The sequence below is a fragment of the Vibrio sp. EA2 genome, assembly GCF_033042495.1.
Classification (GTDB): Bacteria; Pseudomonadota; Gammaproteobacteria; order Enterobacterales; family Vibrionaceae; genus Vibrio.
The window spans coordinates 765498-784388 of the sequence record NZ_JAWLID010000001.1 but is presented as its reverse complement, the minus strand read 5'-3'; the positions used below and the strand labels follow the sequence as shown (position 1 = coordinate 784388).

The window sequence follows — 18891 nt, the reverse complement described above, 5'->3', positions numbered from 1 at the left end:
AGTTCGAAAGTGCAGATATCAAATCAAGCACAACAATGACGAAAGCGAAGAGGCGAATAGAAATGTATTTCAATATTCAGAGGTTCTCGACCCATGATGGTGATGGCATTCGTACCATCCTGTTTCTGAAAGGGTGCAGTCTGTCTTGTCCTTGGTGTCAGAACCCTGAGAGCCGCAGTGAAAAACGTTCGCTGTTATTTGATGCGCGTAGCTGTCTGCAAGAGTGTGAACTTTGCGTTGCTGCTAGCCGCGCAATGTCGTGTGAGGGGATTCAGCAAGTTGATCAACAAATTATCATTAATCGTAAGTCGATTAACCAAGAGCAACTGATTGCATTGCAAAATGTGTGTCCGACTCAAGCGTTAACAGTATGTGGTGAAGAAGCGTCAGCAGATACGTTGTTCGACACGTTAATGAAGGACAAACCGTTTTACGACCAAAGCCAAGGTGGCGTCACTTTCTCTGGTGGTGAACCGTTGATGCAAGCGGATCTGGTGACTGAATTGTCGCAAAGACTGCATGAAAACCAAGTCCCGACAGCCATTGAATCTTGCATGCATGTACCGTGGAAAAACGTAGAAAAAGTCGCGCCACATATCGACTGCTGGCTTGCTGATCTCAAACACACTGACGAAGACAAGTTTCTTAACTGGGCGAAAGGCTCGCTAAAACGCATCAAAGATAACTTTCGTAAATTAGCTCCGATAGCGAAACGTATTGTGATTCGTGTACCTGTGGTCCCGGGGTTCAACGACACCATCGAAGAGCTGAAAGAGATTATTGATTTTGCTGCTTCATTAGAAAGCTGCCAGGAACTTCACTTATTGCCGTATCACACCCTCGGCATGAACAAATACCGTTTGCTCGATATGCCTTACGAGTGTTCTGAAGAGCCATTAAATAAGCCAGAACTGATAGAAAGCGCAATGCACTATGCAAGCGAACATACCCAACTTAACGTGATTGTAAGAGGTTAATCATGAACCTACACACCCTTCCAGAGCGTATCAAAGCGCATAAATCGGCACTGGTAAACATTGTCACTCCACCAGTTTGTACCGAACGTGCAGAAGCATACACTCGCGCCTATCAGGCAAATGAAGATAAACCTGTTATTGTCCAACGCGCGTTGGCACTGCAAGAGCATTTGCGCACTCGTACCATTTGGATCAAGCATGACGAATTAATCATTGGTAATCAGGCAAGCAAGGTACGCGCAGCGCCAATCTTTCCTGAATACACGGTTCGCTGGATTGAAGCCGAAATTGACGATCTGGCAGACCGCCCAGGCGCTGGTTTTGCGGTTAGCGAAGAAGACAAAGAAAGTATCCACGCGCTAACGCCATACTGGCGCGGTAAAACCGTTCAGGATCGCTGTTACGGTTTATTTACTGACGAGCAGCAAGAGATTCTGGCCAGTACCATTATTAAGGCTGAAGGCAATATGACGTCTGGCGATGCGCACCTAGCGGTCGACAATGAGAAAATACTTAAGATCGGTATGAATGGTTTGTTGGAAGAGGTTCGTCAACATCGTTCCAACAATGATGTCTCTACTTATGAAGGTTTGAAAAAAGAACAATTCTATAAGTCAGTTGAAATCGTATTATTGGCGATTCAAGATCACATAGTGAGTTACGCGGATCTCGCCGTTGAAATGGCACAGACTGAAACACGCCCAGAGCGAAAAACCGAACTCGAAACCATTGCTGAAAACTGCCGTCATGTCGCTTATCACGCTCCGACGAATTTTTGGCAAGCACTCCAGTTGAGCTATTTCGTTCAGTTAATGTTGCAAATCGAATCGAACGGTCATTCGGTCTCTTTTGGCCGCATGGACCAGTTCCTCAACGAATACTATCAGCGCGATATCGAAAATGGTGTGATGAATAAAGCGTTCGCGTTAGAACTGCTACAAAGCTGCTGGTTGAAACTCCTTGAAGTCAATAAAATTCGTTCCGGTGCGCACTCAAAAGCATCGGCAGGTTCTCCGCTGTATCAAAACGTCTGTATTGGTGGTCAAAAGCTAAATAAAAATGGCGAACCAGAAGATGCGGTAAATCCACTGTCGTGGGCAATTTTGGAGTCTTGCGGCCAGCTTCGTTCCACCCAGCCAAACCTGAGCGTTCGTTACCATGAAGGATTGAATCAAGAGTTCTTGATGGGTTGTATTGAAGTGATTAAATGTGGTTTTGGTATGCCAGCGTTCAATAATGATGAAATTGTGATACCTGAGTTCATCAAATTGGGCGTCGAGAAAGAAGACGCTTACAACTACGCCTCTATTGGCTGTATTGAAACCGCGGTTCCTGGTAAATGGGGTTATCGCTGTACTGGTATGAGCTTTATTAACTTTGCTCGAATCTTACTTGCTGCGTTAAACGAAGGCATCGATGCGACCACTGGTAAAGCCTTCTTACCGCATAATAAATCGTTAGCGAAAGGTAACTTTACCAACTTTGATGAAGTGACCGCCTCCTGGGCAGAGCAGATTCGCTACTACACACGCAAATCGATTGAGATTGATTGTGTTGTTGACAGCGTACTCGAGCAACAAGCGCAAGATGTATTCTGTTCTGCACTGGTGGATGACTGTTTATCCCGCGGTAAAACAGTTAAAGAGGGCGGTGCAAAATACGACTGGGTATCCGGCCTGCAAGTGGGTATTGCTAACTTGGGCAACAGCCTGGCTGCTATAAAACATCTGGTCTTTGAAGATGCGCAGATTAGTCAGCCAGAATTAGCAAAAGCACTGGCTGAAGACTTTGCTGGGATTGAGAACGAACAGCTTCGTCAGCGATTAATCAACTTCGCGCCAAAATATGGCAACGATGATGATTATGTTGACCAACTTCTGGCTGATGCGTATCAGGTTTACATCAATGAGCTCAGTCAGTTTGTTAACACCCGTTACGGACGAGGCCCAATCGGTGGTGGTTACTACGCAGGGACATCCAGTATCTCCGCTAATGTGCCATTTGGTGCTTCTACCATGGCAACGCCAGATGGCCGTAAAGCTAAAACGCCGCTGGCGGAAGGCGCAAGCCCGGCATCTGGCTCAGATCGTTTGGGGCCAACTGCAGTGTACAACTCAGTCGGTAAAATCCAAGCCAATCAAATCTTAGGTGGTGTGCTGCTTAATCAGAAGTTAAGCCCGGCTGCAGTAGCTTCGGAAGGGGATAAGTTGAAGCTCTCTATGTTGATTCGTACCTTCTTTAATCACCATAAAGGTTGGCACGTACAATACAACATTGTTTCCCGAGAGACCTTGTTGGCCGCGAAGAAGAATCCTGAGCAATATCGCGACCTCGTAGTACGCGTTGCGGGTTACTCTGCATTCTTCACTGCGCTGTCGCCAGATGCACAGGATGACATTATTGCTCGTACGGAACATGAGTTGTGATTAATCTTTCACTTTAGTTTCAAATGAAAGGGAGAGGTGTTATAATAATGCCTCTTTTCTTTCTCGAAGATGAACTTATGAACCCAAGACAAAATGAAATCCTACAACTCGTTAATGACCGAAAGCGAGTTCAGGTGACTGAGTTATCGGACGTCATTGGCGTTTCTGGGGTGACAATCCGACAAGATCTCAATTTTCTCGAAAAAGAAGGGTACTTAAAGCGGGTGCATGGCGCGGCGATGGCTCTGCAAAGTGATGATATCGATAACCGCTTAGAAGTGCGCTTCGATATCAAGCAAGCGCTGGCGAATAAAGCGGCAGACTTAGTGGCGCCCAATGAGACGGTGCTTATCGAAGGTGGAAGTGCAAATGCGCTGCTGGCAAGAACATTGGCGGAGCGAGGTGACGTTACCATCATTACGCCTTCTGCCTATATAGCTCACCTCATACGTAATACTTCTGCCAATATCATTTTGCTTGGTGGTGTTTACCAGCATCAGGGTGAAAGCTTAGTTGGGCCTTTAACCAAGCTATGCATTGAAAATATCCATTTTAGTACCGCGTTTTTAGGTATCGACGGATTCCAGCCAGACACGGGTTTCACCAGTCGCGATATGATGCGTGCCGAGATTGCAACCACCATCTTAAATAAAAAACGCCGAAATATTGTGCTGACTGACTCGAGTAAATTTGGCCAGATTTTTCCCTCAACCATCGGGCGAGTTGAGCAAATCTCGATTGTGCTGACTGATAACTCTGCGCCGAAAGAGGCTATTAATTATCTTAAAGACAATGGCATTACTGTCTATTTTGGTTAACTGCGAGCCATATCTGGTTCACCACAGTGGCTGAGGATCTCTGTTCGGGCTTTGTCGCGCAGTTCAAGTGCTGCATTCCAGTCACTACCGTTCGGGTAGAGTGGCTCACTAATGGTTACATTGATGTCACCTCTGCGCGGAAAAAGAGAATTACCTCTGAGTTTAGAGCGAGTGCCACGCAAGGTTATCGGGATAATTGGGACCTGTGAGTTTGCGGCAGCAATAAACGCGCCCATATGAAATGGGTGCAGGCCAGACATCCGATATAATGTGCCTTCAGGAAAGACAACTATTGGCTGACACGCATAATCATCAAAAGCCAGCCTTTTGGCATCCCCGACACTTTTTTCCACGTCAAAACGCTCTACGAATTCTGTACCGAGTTTACTTAAGAAAATTCGGGTAAATGGATTATTGAGTAATTCACTCTTTGCTACAAACCGGCATGGTAATCCTGAGGCGGCGACTATCACCAGTCCATCGAGATAACTGCTATGATTCGCGACTAAAATGCAGGGGGCATTCGCGGCAGGTAAGTGTTCCTTTCCGTCTATTGTGCATTTTGTTCCCGTGAGTTTAATCAGAGCTTTGGCACCAAACTCGGTGATTTTCCAGCACATGGCTTTGTTGGGTAACAGTGCAACAAGCAGCCAGACCAAAGGCGCGAGTATCCCCAGTACGAGCCACGAATAGGCTGCGTAGCCAACATCTAAGAGCGTGCGCGTATATTTTAGAAGCTGAGGCTTGATTCCAGTGACGGCTAGACTGATGGTTTGCAGCCATAAAGCACGATGCTGCTTAGCAAAAGACCCACGCTCATGCAGTTCTTTACACGCACTGCGGCGAATTTTTCCGCTGGATGTTTTAGGGATAGAGTGGGGAGGGCCGATAATGACATCGTCCACGGGGTTACCAAGTAGTTTTAGCGAGAGTTTGTTAATTTTCTTTTTTAGCTGCTTGATTTTGTCTTTATTGGTTTCGCGACTTTCCGCTACCACGACCAGTTTCTCCGTACCGGAGTGATTGTCGTGGCTACCAAACGCGGCCACACAACCTTTGCGAATACCATCAATGCTGCCCACTGCTTGTTCCAACTCGTGAGGATAGATATTGCGTCCGGCTTTGATAATGATGTCTTTGCTGCGTCCGGTAAGAAAAAGCTCGCCACCTAAGGTAAACGCACGATCGCCCGTCACCAGCCAGTCATCATGGTAAAGAGCTTTGGTTTTTTCAGGGTTGCGATAGTAACCCTGGGTGGAGGATGGGCCCTGAAACTCAAGGGCGCCTTCTTCTCCGTCTGGTAACTCTTTACCAAGATCATCAACGATGCGGATCTGATGATCGGGAAGTGGATAGCCTAATCCAATAAACGGGATAGCATCTTGATCGTCTTTTTGGGCCAGCACCGCTCGACCGAACTGGCTTAACGCCTCTCTTTGGAAATACTCTATACGTGGCTCTCTAACGGTGACAGGAAAAGTCAGCCCAACGGAGGACTCTGCCAACCCATACACAGGTGACATGGTTTCTGGTTTAAATCCATACTTGGCGTATTTCTCGGAGAAATTCTGGATCGATTGTGGGCTGACAGGTTCAGCACCATTCCATGACAGTCTCCAACTGCTTAAGTCCAGCCCTTCTAGATCACTTTCTTTCACCCGGGCTACACAAAGCTCATAAGCAAAATTAGGTGCGGGAGAAAGGGTCCCTTTATGACGATGAATCGCCCACAACCATCGCTGAGGCTTGGTTAAAAAGAGTAGCGGTGACATGATCACTAACGGTATTGCATGGTAAAGACTGCCAAGCCATGCTCCAATGAGTCCCATATCGTGATAGACGGGCAGCCAGCTGACAAATACGTCATCAGACTTAGCTCCGATAACTTTGCCCATTGCCCGGATGTTCGCGAGTAAGTTCGAATGGGTAAGGGTGACGCCCTTAGGCACGCCAGTACTTCCTGATGTGTATTGCAGAAAAGCAATATCACTCGTGTCTGCATTGCCGATATCGGGGAAGGTGGTGTCTTTCTCCAAATCCTCTGTTGTGACGATGGCATCTATGGAGGGAACTTGTAACTTAAGTAAATGAGCGACGGGCTTGGCTTCTTTGACCGTGATTAATAGTTTGGCCTGCGCGTTGTTAAGAATACTGGCATGACGATTTAAGTGATCTTCCACATGTTCGATTCTGGCGGGTGGGTAAATGGGCACCGGCACGGCTCTGGCGTACAATATGCCAAAGAAACTATAGAAGTAGTCTGTACAGGTCGGCAGCATAATTGCCACACAATCGCCCGCTTCGACTCCGGCCTCTATCAGCCCTGCCGAGATCTTAAGTGCTTGTTGTTTTAGTTTGCGGTAGCTGACTTCCACAACTTCATCAGCGTTCTGGTACACGTAAAGATGAGGCCGTTCTGGATGAAGCGCCACATGCCAGTCTAGCAGCGCTTGCAATGTAGTGATCTCGGTTGGTAACTGATTAACCAAATCGAGTTTGATCTCGTTACCAGACCCATTCAATAGGCTTACGTTACTCGATGGTGCTGCCTTGAGTACCGCGCCTATTATATCCTCTGGCGTGGCGATGGTGGCGAGTGCGTGTTCTGGAAGGGAGACGTCAAAGTGACTTTCTACACGCGTGAGCAGCTCTGCACGGGTCAGACTATCCAGACAAAGATCTCGGTCAAGGTCACTTTTTAAGTGTACAGAAACCGACGACACGCCTTCGGGGTCCAATTCAAGTGTAAGACCCCGTACGATCTCTAAAACAGCTTGTGCGATATTCTCAGAATCTCTACCTGTACTGTCATTATTGTCAGACATTTGAAGCTTCCCGATAGAAGAAGAGTGCTGCTTGTTTACTCTGTTAAACTTTTTCCGTGTTTAAAGCGTAGACCACTAATTACAAGAGGTTACATATTCTGATAGTTCGGACCGCCACCGCCTTCTGGTGTTTTCCAGGTAATATTCTGCGAAGGATCTTTAATATCACATGTTTTACAGTGCACGCAGTTTGACGCATTGATCTGGAACGTCGGCTTTCCTTCAACTTCAATCACTTCATATACACCAGCAGGGCAGTAACGTTGGCTAGGCTCACCGAATAGGGCAAGATTCACATCGATTGGTATATGTGGAAATGTCAGTACTAGATGGCACGGCTGATTTTCTTCATGTTGTGTGCCTGACAGAAACACCGACGAGGGCTTATCGAAACTTATTTCACCATCCGGTTTAGGATATTCGATCGGATGAGATGCGCTGATTGGCTTGATTTGTTCATCATCATGCGAGTTATCGATAACTTTCCAGGGTAATGGTTTTTTAAATAGTGGACGCCATACATTGTGCTCAAAGGTAGCAAGTGCGCCTCCTAGTAGGCTACCAAACCTATGGATATTTGCGCCAAAGTTACGGGTTTCTATCAGCTCTTCATATAACCAGGAAGCTTTAAAGAGAGATTGATAATCAGGTTCAGGTGTAGAGTTTTGCAGTGCCACGTTTATTGCTTCTGCAGCCAATAAACCAGATTTCATCGCGGTGTGACTGCCTTTGATTTTGGCCACGTTTAGCGTCCCCGCATCACAACCAATTAAAAGTCCACCGGGAAATTGCTGTTTAGGCAGTGAAGAAAAGCCGCCTTTGGCAATAGCTCTGGCACCATAGGCAACACGCTGTGCATTTTGGAGATGTTTCTTGATGGCTGGGTGATGTTTAAAGCGCTGGAACTCATCAAACGGGCTTAAATAGGGGTTATCGTAATTAAGATCTGTGATCAGACCAACGGCGAGTTGATTATCATCCATATGATACAGAAATCCGCCCCCGGTCGTGTCGGTTTCGCTCAATGGCCACCCCGCCGAGTGGATCACGTTACCGGCTAATTGCGCTGAATTATCTGGCAATTGCCAAATTTCCTTTATACCTAACGCGTAATGTTGCGTTTGTTTACCTGCATCCAAATCGAATCGACGGATAAGCTCTTTACCTAAGTGGCCACGGCACCCTTCAGAAAATACCGTGTATTTTGCTTTCAGCTCGATACCCGCTTTGAAGTTCGGTTTTTTTTGCCCGCTTTTATCCAGCCCCATGTCACCCGTGGTGATCCCAGTGACGGCTCCGGATTGGTCATAGTTAATGCTCGCTGCGGCAAAACCCGGAAAAATTTCAACCCCAAGTTCTTCAGCCTGTTTTGCCAGCCAACGGCACAGGTTAGCGAGGCTGATGACGTAGTTATTTTCATCGTTATGCATCGGGCTTGGGGTGAGAGCGTGAGGAACCTGGACATGATTAAGTGATGTTGTCAGATAGAGAAAAGAATCGTTTGTCACAGAAGCCGATAGGGGAGCGCCCATGGTTTGCCACTCAGGAAACAGCTCATCTAAGGCGCGAGTTTCAAATACGGCACCAGAGAGAATATGTGCACCGACTTCGGAACCTTTTTCCACGACGCAAATGGATAATGGTTCGTCCTGTCGTTGCTGATTGAGCTGAGCCAATCGACAAGCTGTGCTTAACCCTGCAGGACCTGCACCGACGATTACGACATCAAACTCCATAATTTCTCGTTCCATTTCTCTGCTTCCTTTATCTTTTGTTCACCTATCTCATTGTCATATATAGAACTATAGTTCAGTTAACGTAAACGTGAGTTGAACTTATTACCGCAAAACTAAATATTTTATTTTTATTGTCGGAGAGTAATAAAGTCTCATACTAAAATGGCAGCGACCACGTCGGTAAGCTGCCATTTCTAAATCAAAAATGCCCCATTCGGTGTTTAAAGCAATTTATGCTGGATATTGCTGACAATATTTAGCCCGAAGTGGTCTAAATATTAAATTTGTTATCGGGAAATACCACTATCAGGCGAATTTGCGAGACCCAATTACGCACAGAATTACCCCGAGAGTGATAAGTACCATTACAGGACTGACAGTTTCATGCAGGAGCACCGCTGACAACCCCAACCCAAAGAATGGTTGTAAAAGTTGTAATTGACCGACAGAAGCAATACCTCCAATGGCTAATCCCTTGTACCAGAAGATAAAGCCAATCAACATGCTGAATAGTGAAACATAGCACAGGGAGAACCAGGCTGTATTGCCAATACTTTTGAACGATTCTGGCATCGTTAGTAACGAGGCAATCAACATGAAAGGTAAAGATATAATCAGCGCCCAACTAATTACCTGCCATCCCCCCAGAACACGTGTCAGTCTAGCGCCCTCTGCATATCCCAACCCGCAGGCAATGATGGCTGAAAGCATTAGCAAATCACCGACAGGTGAAATAGACGCTCCCTGAGATAGAGCGAATCCTATAACCAGTGCACTGCCTATTACAGAGAATATCCAGAATGCTTTTTGGGGCTGCTCACCACCACGTAAAACACCAAAAATAGCAGTTGTAAGTGGGAGGAGACCCAAGAATACAATTGAATGTGCGGATGTGACATGTTGTAACGCCATAGCAGTGAGTAAAGGAAATCCAACCACTACGCCTAGTGATACGACCATTAGGGAAAGTATTTGTGATGTATGAGGACGCTGCTGTCGAAACCCGAAGATGAGAATAGTCGCAAAGATACCTGCAATGGATGCTCGCAAGAAGGTCAAGAAAAATGGATTCATGTCGATTACGGCGAGCTTTGTTGCCGGTAACGAACCACTAAAAATGATCACTCCCAATAATCCGTTTAGCCAACCAGAAACCGAACCAGTATTTGTTTTATATGTAGTTAAATTCACCATTAAACCTCACTTTTTATACAGATAGCTCGCAGACTTGAGCGCTAAGTAGGCTGATGGTAATCTCACTAATTCATTACAATCAAATAATTGTCATGGATACAATTAATGAAAGCTAGGTACAAAAACATTGTTGATAAGCTAGCTGAACTCATTCGTTCGGGAGAAATACCGGCGGGAAACCGGCTACCAACTCATAGAAAACTTGCTGCTCAGGAACACATATCTCTAGCTACGGCAACGAGGGTATACAGTGAGCTAGAAATAATGGGCTTAGTTAGTGGAGAAACTGGGCGGGGAACGTTCGTCAGAGAAATATCTTTGCCCTATGGTCACGGTATCGATCAGCATGCAGTAGCAACAGATGTCCTTGACCTAAATTTTAATTACCCGTCTTTACCGGGGCAGGGAGAATTGTTACGCGATGCTCTTAGACAAGTATCTTCAGTTGGTGATATTGAATCACTTTTGCGGTACCAACCCCATGCGGGGAGGCTAGCGGAACGAGAAATTATTGCTGATCACTTATCGAGCCAAGGACTACAGCCATCTGCAGAGAATGTGATAATAGTTAATGGAGCACAGCATGGATTGACCATCTCAGTCATGGGGTTGCTAAAGCCCGGAAATGTAGTGGCTGTGGATGCGTTAACCTATCCGGGATTTAAAGCATTGGCAGAATTGTATCATCTCGAACTAGTCGCAATACCAACTCTTGCTGATGGTCCTGATTTAGCTGCTTTGAAACAAATGTGCAAAAGAAGGCATGTTAGAGCCATATACACTATGCCGACATTACATAATCCACTTGGTTGGGTATTAAGTAGAAGCCAAAGAGTAGAGCTAGCAGAGATTGCTCGGGAGCATGATCTCTTAATAATCGAAGATACCCCATATGCCTATTTATCCCTCAAGCCACCACGACCGATTGCGTTCTTTGCTCCGGAGCGTACCGTCTATGTCACTGGATACTCAAAGAATGTAGCAACAGGTCTTAGAGTTGGTGCTGTTGTCTGTCCGGATTTTTATCGAGAAGCACTCGAAAGAGCAGTCAGAGCAACCACATGGAACACTCCTTCAGTAATGACCAAATTGGTATGCAATTGGATACAAGATGGAACAGTGTCTCGTTTTGAAGATTTAAAGAGACGTGATGCAGGCAAACGACAAATCATACTCAGAGAGAGCTTAGGAGATATTCCATGTATTTCTCATCCCTCATCATACTTTGCCTGGATTCCTTTACCGGAAGAGGCAAGAGCTGATCGGATAGTAAAGGAACTAATGGAGATTAACATTTCCGTGTCTACCGCAGAGCCTTTTAGTGCGTCACAGTCTGTCACCCAAGCTATCAGAATAGCACTTGGTTCAGTTTCTATAGATGAACTACGTATTGCGCTTAGTAAAGTTCGAGAAGCTATAGAATTTGAGCTAGCTCGATAGTCAAAGACAATAATTAGCTATCTACAATATTGTTCTAAAACACTTCATGGCGGGCACTTCTAGCTCAGAAATGCCCCGTTTATTATTTCTTGGGTTACTCGAATATGCACAACCACTGAGGCTCTTTTACTAAATCCACCTATCTACTAACTAAAATGGGAACAAAGTATTTACTTTTGAATCCAAGAGAGATTTCAATTTATTAAGCCCTTCGCGTAGCCTCGCTTCAGTGCTGACTGACATTAATGAAAGACGGATATGACCCGCTTCTATGCCATTTACATCAAAATAGCTGCCACTGCTGACAAGGATATTTTGATTTTTAGCTTGTTGAACTAGGTGCTCTGCTTTCCATTGTTCTGGTAAAGGCAACCAGATGTGATATCCAGTGGATCTGCATTGAATCGTTGGGATGATCTCGCGAGCCATTAACTGCCTTTCTTGAGCAGTGCTACGTTGAGAGTTTGCTAATTCAAATGCTTCCCCTGTTTCTATCATGTGGGTTGCAGCGCTAAAGTTGATGGGAGATGGAAGCCAGATAGTCGATCGTATATGGGCATTTAGCAGAGCAATCTGGCTATCGGGCGCTTTGATATAGCCACATCTCATAGCTGGACTGATTGCTTTCGAAAGTGCCGATATATGAAAAGAGAGTTCTGGAATAAAGTTACTGATAGCGGGTATTGGCTTCTCATCAAGAAAACAGTAAATGTCATCTTCAACAAGCCATATGTTATGTTGACGAATCACCTTAGCGACCTCTTCCCGGCGAAATTCAGGCATGGTGATTCCGGTTGGGTTCTGGTGTGATGGAACGATAATGACCAGTTTAGGTTTGTGCTCTGCAATAACCGAGTCTAAAGCGTCCGGAGATACCCCATATTCATCCATCGGAACACCCACGATATTACGCTCAGAAAGATTGGCTATAGCAAAAATACCGGGGTAAGTAAGAGACTCTACAGCGATGGTATCGCCAGGTTTCGTCATAGCGTCGATGAGTAGAGAGAGCGCATGTTGTGCGCCACTGGTCAGAATTGTATTGTTGGCATTCCCGCCTTCCAAACCATAGTGCTCAGCCCAAGTCACTCCAGCTTGACGATGGGTTTCATGCCCTGAATGCTCAACATAGCCGATCAGCTCCGATGTTATTTTATTCGCTGTAGACTGGTAAGCCCGTTGAAGTGAATCAACATTTTTGTGCAGACAAGGCTGAAGAATAGAAAAATTATAATCGTCACTATGTTCAGGGGCCTGGATCGCTTTGCCTAAATCAGACCTTTCACATACATAAGTTCCCCGACCTACGTGTGATTCAATTCTCCCTTTATCTGCAAGCAGGTTGTAGGCTTTGGCGACGGTCGCTGGTGTCGTTTCCAGTTCATCGGCAAGCACTCTGTGAGTCGGTAGCTTTGAGTTAGGTTTATATTCCCCCGTTTCTATTCGACTCTCGATGATCTTGGCAATTTTGACAAACTTGGCGTTACTCACTGGCGCTCCTACAGATACTTCAATGACTCTCAAAGATAGTTACCTAGTTTAATTCATTTAAAAAATTATAAACATAAGTAAATTAACCTTATTGACATATGTCAATGTGATCAATTAAGGTATTTCAATGTAATAAACATCGTCAGTAAAAAGGGAACAACATGAATAATTCAAATAACATTTCAAAAGTCGCTTTCATTGGTTTGGGTGTAATGGGATATCCAATGGCAGGACATCTTTCAAATCGTGGCTTTGACGTTACTGTCTATAACCGTACGACTTCAAAGGCTCAAAATTGGACAACTGAATATCCGGGTAAGTTTGCAGTTACACCATCAGAAGCGTCTGAGGGAGCCGATGTTGTTGCACTCTGTGTCGGAAATGATGATGACGTTCGAAGTGTCGTATATGGTGATACTGGTGTACTTAACAGTATGTGTGCAGGTTCGGTATTGCTCGACCACACAACAACATCGGCTGAGCTGGCAGAGGAACTTGCTTCGAAGTGTGCAGCGAAAGGCATACATTTCATTGATGCTCCGGTGTCAGGTGGCCAGGCAGGCGCTGAAAATGGCGTGTTAACCATCATGTGCGGTGGGCAAAAAGACGTTTTTGACGCCATTTCTCCAGTACTTTCAAGTTATTCAAATCAAGTCGTTCTGCTGGGTGACAACGGTCAGGGGCAGAGATGCAAGATGGTTAATCAGATATGTATTGCTGGGGTTTTAAAAGGACTCAGTGAAGCGGTGCTTCTTGCCCAGAAATCAGGTCTGAACATAGAGCAGGTTGTTGATGTGCTAAAACATGGAGCAGCAGGATCATGGCAGATGGAAAACCGTGCGGTCACTATGTCTGAAAACAAGTTTGATTTTGGATTTGCGATTGACTGGATGCGTAAAGACCTTGGGTTCTGCCTTAACGAAGCTGAGAAAAATGGGTTATCCCTCCCTCTTACTGAAGAAGTGGATCGTCAGTATCTCTCTTTGCAAGAACGAGGGTTCGGTCGTCTTGATACTTCTGTGCTGATCAAAGCATATAGCAATGAATAATCGGAGAGGTACTCATGGAATGGTTAGGAAATGATATTACGCTTTTAATACTAATAGCATTAATGGTATCGGCCTTTGCGGCTGGTTTCATTGACTCCGTAGCTGGTGGAGGAGGACTCATTTTAGTTCCTTCTTTTATCCTTGCGGGATTACCGCCTCAATTAGCTCTGGGGCAAGAAAAAATTGTCAGCACATTAGGTACTATCGCAGCAATACGTAATTTTGTGCGCAATAAGAAAGTAATTTGGACCGCAGTGGCAACCGGTATCCCAGCAGGCTTAATTGGTGCATATGCTGGAGCACAAGCGATTCTCTACTTTGATCCGGATACTATCGGTAAAATCATTCTCTTTATGCTTCCGTTCGGAATTATTTTATCTTTTATTCCTAAGAAGAATCGTAATGAACAGAACCCAGCACCAATCAATAAAACAGTCATTCTATTTGGTGTTCCCGCCGCTGTATTTGTAATAGGTTTTTATGACGGATTTTTCGGTCCGGGTACAGGTAGCTTTCTAATTTTAGCTTTGCATTACTTACTGAGATTTGATTTGGTTTCGTCATCAGCAACTTCCAAGCTGTTTAATTTTTCCTCCAATATCGGCGCGTTATTCGCCTTTATGATTGCAGGTAATGTCTTATATATGCTGGCAATACCTTTGGTAGTAATGAACCTACTTGGTAATCATGTCGGGAGTTCATCAGCCATGAAATACGGAGCAAAACTGATTCAACGAACCATTTCAGTATCACTCAGTCTACTGATGATTTCGCTGGGTTATAAATTTCTGATTTAAAAACGAGCCAACAAAATTTATACGATAGAACTCTCATTCGATGCGGATGAGAGTTCTAGTATTATTCTACGTTATCTGAACAACCACGCTGTCAGTCGAGACGATGGCTTTTCCCATACTTGACTTAATCTGTATTTTGCTAAATTAAGTAGACACTCTAACGAACTTTTGTCCGTGCGACCTGAAGTCGTATGAAGTGTTGTTCTGTGATGGTCAAAATAACCAGTATGATACGTTAATACTCAGTTGTAGCGCGATTCAGACTCGGTAGTAGCCATTTGTATGAATCTTTATTTATGGTTGCGTATCATTTAGAACGGTGTGACCAGGGTTATTTGGTCGTTAAGTATGAAACTTTATGCCTCTCCTACATTTATCGCTATGTATTTATCTGAAAATTAGATACTTTTCTGAAGGTTAAAGTGAAAAGGCTTCCTAGATGGAAGCCTTTTAGACCCTAGCGTGTGAGTGCCGGTTATTTGGTACTTGGTCTTTGCAAATGCTCAGCCAGTACTTTAGTAAACCTTGCTGCTTCTCCACCAGTACAAGCTCGGTGATCAAACGTAATCGATAATGGCATGGCTTTTACGGCAACTGCTTTTCCCTTCCTTATCACCACACGGTTTACGATACGGCCAGCACCGACAATCGCGACTTGTGGGGGAGACACAACAGGTGTTGCAAATATGCCACCTATCGCGCCAAAGTTAGAAAGCGTAATCGTTGCGTGTTGTAAATCCTCACGATTGATTTTCCGCTCACGAATCCCTTCTACCGTTTGATCCAGCCAGCGACGAAGATCTTTTGATTCATACTCATCGGCATGGCGCAGTACCGGTACGTAAAGTCCGTGACGACTGTCTACCGCGACACCAAGATTGACGGTCGTGTGTACACAACGCGTCATGGTCTCTTCGTCAAACCACGCATTGAGGGCGGGTTCTTCCTGACATGCATGAACGATAGCCTGAATCAGTCGAATACTGATGTCTTCATTTGGTTTCCAGTTTTCCAACAGTGCTTCTTCAGTGATGGTCACAGCTGCCACATCTTTGTGTGACTGAGCCATGGCCGACACCATAGTTCGACGTGCGCCTTTAAGTACTTCGGTTCCTGGTCGCTGTTTACCTGCCTCATCGTAGATATCAGAGTCCATTATCAAGCCATTTGGCCCACTACCAGAAACGGCATTCAAGTCTACGCCAAGCTTTTTAGCTAACAAGCGGGCGGACGGCAGAGCCGTGATGAGCTTATCCTGTGAGGTGTTGTGGCTGCCTCCAACCCAAAAATCATCCACATTAATATTGTGAGATTGGTGAGATACGCTACCAACGACCGTGGCTGCGTCTGCTGTCTGCTTTTCCTCTGCAGGTGCGATTTGTTCTGCACCTGTTTCGTCTATTTCCAGCAATAACGCACCAATGTTAATGATATCGCCTTCTTCACCATGGCGGCTGACTACTTTACCAGAGTATGGGGCAGGGACATCAACCGTTGCTTTGGCTGTTTCGACAGTTAGGATCACCTGATCCAATTCGACCATGTCACCGATATTAACGTGCCATTTTACAATCTCTGACTCAGCAAGGCCTTCGCCGAGATCGGGTAAGTTAAACGTCTTCATTTCCAGTCCTCCATGAGCCCGCGCGCGGCGTTAACAATGTCTTCTTCCTGAATCATAAAATAGTCTTCGTTACGATAGTAAGGCATGATGGTATCCATTCCGGTCACCCGCTTAGGTGGTGCTTTCAACAAACACATCGCATGTTCGGCGGTACGTGCTAAAAGCTCAGAACCGACACCACACGTTTTACTCGCTTCATGAACGACAAGCAGGCGTCCGGTTTTTTCTAACGAGCTGAAGATGGTCGCGGTATCAATGGGTTTGATACTGGCTAAATCCAGTACTTCTACTTCGATTCCTTGTTTTGACAACGTTTGCGCCGCTTGTAAGGACTCAAGCACACAAGCGCCCCACGTGACTAATGTGATGTCACGGCCTTTGCGCAATGTGAAACACGTATCGAGAGGTAAGGCTTGCCCATTGTCGAGAACTTCGGACTTCACCGTTCTATAGATTCGTTTCGGTTCAAAGAACATAACCGGATCATTACTGCGAATCGCAGCGAGCAGTAATCCGTATGCGCGTTGTGGGGATGAAGGAACGACGACTTTAAGCCCTGGTGTATGGGCAAACAATGCTTCCACGCTTTCTGAGTGATGCTCTGGCGCGTGAATACCGCCACCAAATGGAGCACGGAACACGGCCGGGCAGGTGAGTCGTCCACGAGTTCGGTTTCGCATACGCGCGGCATGGCACATTAAATGTTCCATTGCCGGGAAAACAAATCCCTGGAACTGGAACTCCGCGACCGGACGTAACCCTTGCGTGGCCATACCGACTGCAACACCACCAATTAAGGCTTCTGCTAATGGTGTGTCAATGACTCGCTTCAATCCGAATTTGTGTTTGAGATCTACGGTGGCTCGGAATACACCACCGTTTTCACCCACATCCTCGCCAAGTACGACAACCTTCGAGTCTTGTTCCATTTCATGATGCAGCGCGAGGTTTACTGCTTCAACTAACGTGAGTTCAGCCATGTTTGCCTCCCTGCATGCGCATTGCTTTGTTGATCAGCTCATCTCGTTGTGTGTGGAGTTCTTGAGGAAGAGATTCATAAAGGTAGTCAAACCCTGCCTCCGGCGCTTGATTCGACATATCAAGATAACGTTCAACGGCTAATTCGACTTGTTGTTTGCACTCATCCAGCCATTGTTGCTCCTGTTCATCACTCCAGGCACCTTGATTGATCAAGAAGCTTTTGAGTCGACTGACAGGCTCAAACTGCCAGGCTGTCTGGACATCATCTTCATTGCGGTAGCGGGTAGCATCATCGGCGGTAGTATGGTCACTCAGACGATAGCTAACCGCTTCGATTAACGTCGCGCCTTTACCTTTTCTCGCTCTTTCCAGTGCAGTCACAGCGGCGTCATAAACAGCGATGACGTCATTACCATCGACGGTAATACCCGGAATGCCAGCGCCTTTTGCTTTTTCAGACAAAAATTCAGCGGCACATTGTAGACTTCTTGGTACGGAAATCGCCCATTGGTTGTTGTTAACCACAAATACCAATGGAATATTCCATGCGCCCGCACAGTTGATGGATTCGAGGAAATCACCTTTGGAAGTACCACCGTCACCACACATGACAAGCGCTGCCTCATGGTTGCCCTGAATTTTCAGCGCCGAAGCGACCCCAACGGCGTGGGTACACTGTGTGGCAATTGGGACACAAAATGGCAGATCCCGACTTGGTATCGGGCTACCTTCCGGTGCGAAATCGCTACCGCGTTCATCACCGCCCCAGTATTGCAGGTTCTTTTCCATACCAATACCACGACACCACATAGCTGGCATGTCGCGATAGTAAGGGACGAACACATCGTCGGCTTTGAGCGCACGACCGACGGCGATCCCAATAGCTTCAGAGCCAAGATGAGAAGGGTAGGTTCCTAATTTCCCGGTGCGTTGCAATGCAACGGCTTTATTATCATAAGTGCGAGTTAATACCATGTCGCGGTAAAAACCGACTAACGTTTCGATGTCAGCCCAGTTGGGTAGTTGGCCGACGAGGTTCCCATGATGGTCGATAAACCGATGCATGGGTAATGCCTGAACGTTCATCTCAAGCTCCTTTTGACGCTGCGGGTCTTTTGGACTGCAGCTGTTCATTTTCAAACCAAAGTTTGTATGGGTACTCAAACTTTGATATCAGCGCAAAAAGGCTATACCTCAGGTTGCGTTTGCTAATGACCATTATTGTCCTTCAGTCATTGTCTCCTTTAACAAAGCTGTGTTTGTGTGAAACACAAAGCGTTATTAGTACTGCTATTGAACGCCTAACCCTTTGATTCAATCTTGGTATAACCAGACACAATAAGTGTAAACAACTTGTTAAAAAATGCTTTATTTTAACATTTATTCAACAGTAAAGTTTTGCTTACACCCCTGTTAGGCAGAGTAATGTGCTAGTTTTTTGTGTTGGTTGTTTTATAAGTTGAATCTAATCACTAATTATTAGTCACTATTTACAACAAAATTAGGCTGTAAAATTTAACAAACTGAGCCATT

13 protein-coding genes are annotated in these 18891 nt (G+C 45.5%); 6 read left to right on the top strand and 7 right to left on the bottom strand.

Annotation, left to right across the window (positions count from 1 at the left end; genetic code table 11):
• The first annotated feature begins 62 nt into the window (after positions 1-62).
• The 3 genes from RXX31_RS03495 (at position 63) to RXX31_RS03485 (ending at position 4221) form a co-directional block, all read left to right on the top strand.
• Positions 63-977: a glycyl-radical enzyme activating protein gene (locus RXX31_RS03495; protein WP_317587717.1), complete on the top strand. Its 915-nt coding sequence runs from the start codon at positions 63-65 to the stop codon at positions 975-977.
• A 2-nt stretch (positions 978-979) separates the two neighbouring features.
• Entirely contained in the window at positions 980-3403 is a 2424-nt protein-coding gene (locus RXX31_RS03490; protein WP_317587716.1) for a formate C-acetyltransferase/glycerol dehydratase family glycyl radical enzyme, read from the top strand.
• A gap of 77 nt (positions 3404-3480) precedes the next feature.
• Positions 3481-4221, top strand: a complete 741-nt coding sequence (locus tag RXX31_RS03485) for a DNA-binding transcriptional regulator YciT (RefSeq protein WP_317587880.1) — start codon at positions 3481-3483, stop codon at positions 4219-4221.
• Here the strand turns inward: RXX31_RS03485 and RXX31_RS03480 are convergent.
• The 3 genes from RXX31_RS03480 to RXX31_RS03470 all read right to left on the bottom strand — a co-directional run bounded on the left by RXX31_RS03480 (position 4218) and on the right by RXX31_RS03470 (position 9976).
• Complete coding sequence (locus tag RXX31_RS03480; protein WP_317587715.1) at positions 4218-7046, bottom strand: AMP-binding protein; 2829 nt, start codon at positions 7044-7046, stop codon at positions 4218-4220. The two genes, RXX31_RS03485 and RXX31_RS03480, sit on opposite strands and share 4 nt — an antisense overlap.
• Before the next feature lie 89 nt (positions 7047-7135).
• Complete coding sequence (locus RXX31_RS03475) at positions 7136-8797, bottom strand: electron transfer flavoprotein-ubiquinone oxidoreductase (RefSeq protein WP_317587714.1); 1662 nt, start codon at positions 8795-8797, stop codon at positions 7136-7138.
• Between the two features lie 291 nt (positions 8798-9088).
• A complete protein-coding gene (locus RXX31_RS03470; RefSeq protein WP_317587713.1) occupies positions 9089-9976 on the bottom strand; it encodes a DMT family transporter in 888 nt (295 codons plus the stop codon).
• 105 nt (positions 9977-10081) lie between these two features.
• Here RXX31_RS03470 and RXX31_RS03465 point away from each other — a divergent pair, with 105 nt between their 5' ends.
• Positions 10082-11416: a PLP-dependent aminotransferase family protein gene (locus tag RXX31_RS03465; protein ID WP_317587712.1), complete on the top strand. Its 1335-nt coding sequence runs from the start codon at positions 10082-10084 to the stop codon at positions 11414-11416.
• A 150-nt stretch (positions 11417-11566) separates the two neighbouring features.
• Here RXX31_RS03465 and RXX31_RS03460 read toward each other — a convergent pair whose 3' ends face one another.
• Positions 11567-12907: a PLP-dependent aminotransferase family protein gene (locus RXX31_RS03460; protein ID WP_317587711.1), complete on the bottom strand. Its 1341-nt coding sequence runs from the start codon at positions 12905-12907 to the stop codon at positions 11567-11569.
• A gap of 161 nt (positions 12908-13068) precedes the next feature.
• On the opposite strand from RXX31_RS03460, the gene RXX31_RS03455 reads away from it, so the two are divergent.
• Both RXX31_RS03455 and RXX31_RS03450 read left to right on the top strand, forming a co-directional pair.
• Positions 13069-13956, top strand: coding sequence for an NAD(P)-dependent oxidoreductase (locus tag RXX31_RS03455; RefSeq protein WP_317587710.1), 888 nt, complete (start codon positions 13069-13071; stop codon positions 13954-13956).
• A gap of 14 nt (positions 13957-13970) precedes the next feature.
• Positions 13971-14753, top strand: coding sequence for a sulfite exporter TauE/SafE family protein (locus RXX31_RS03450; RefSeq protein ID WP_317587709.1), 783 nt, complete (start codon positions 13971-13973; stop codon positions 14751-14753).
• Positions 14754-15228: 475 nt separating this feature from the next.
• Here RXX31_RS03450 and RXX31_RS03445 read toward each other — a convergent pair whose 3' ends face one another.
• The 3 genes from RXX31_RS03445 to pdhA are packed head-to-tail and all read right to left on the bottom strand — an operon-like array spanning position 15229 to position 18444.
• On the bottom strand, positions 15229-16377 hold the full coding sequence (locus RXX31_RS03445) for a dihydrolipoamide acetyltransferase family protein (protein WP_317587708.1): 1149 nt from the start codon (positions 16375-16377) through the stop codon (positions 15229-15231).
• On the bottom strand, positions 16374-17357 hold the full coding sequence (locus tag RXX31_RS03440) for an alpha-ketoacid dehydrogenase subunit beta (protein ID WP_317587707.1): 984 nt from the start codon (positions 17355-17357) through the stop codon (positions 16374-16376). The genes RXX31_RS03445 and RXX31_RS03440 overlap by 4 nt, the downstream gene beginning before the upstream one ends.
• On the bottom strand, positions 17350-18444 hold the full coding sequence (gene pdhA, locus RXX31_RS03435; protein WP_317587879.1) for a pyruvate dehydrogenase (acetyl-transferring) E1 component subunit alpha: 1095 nt from the start codon (positions 18442-18444) through the stop codon (positions 17350-17352). Before pdhA ends, RXX31_RS03440 begins: the two co-directional genes overlap by 8 nt.
• Between the last annotated feature and the right edge of the window lie 447 nt (positions 18445-18891).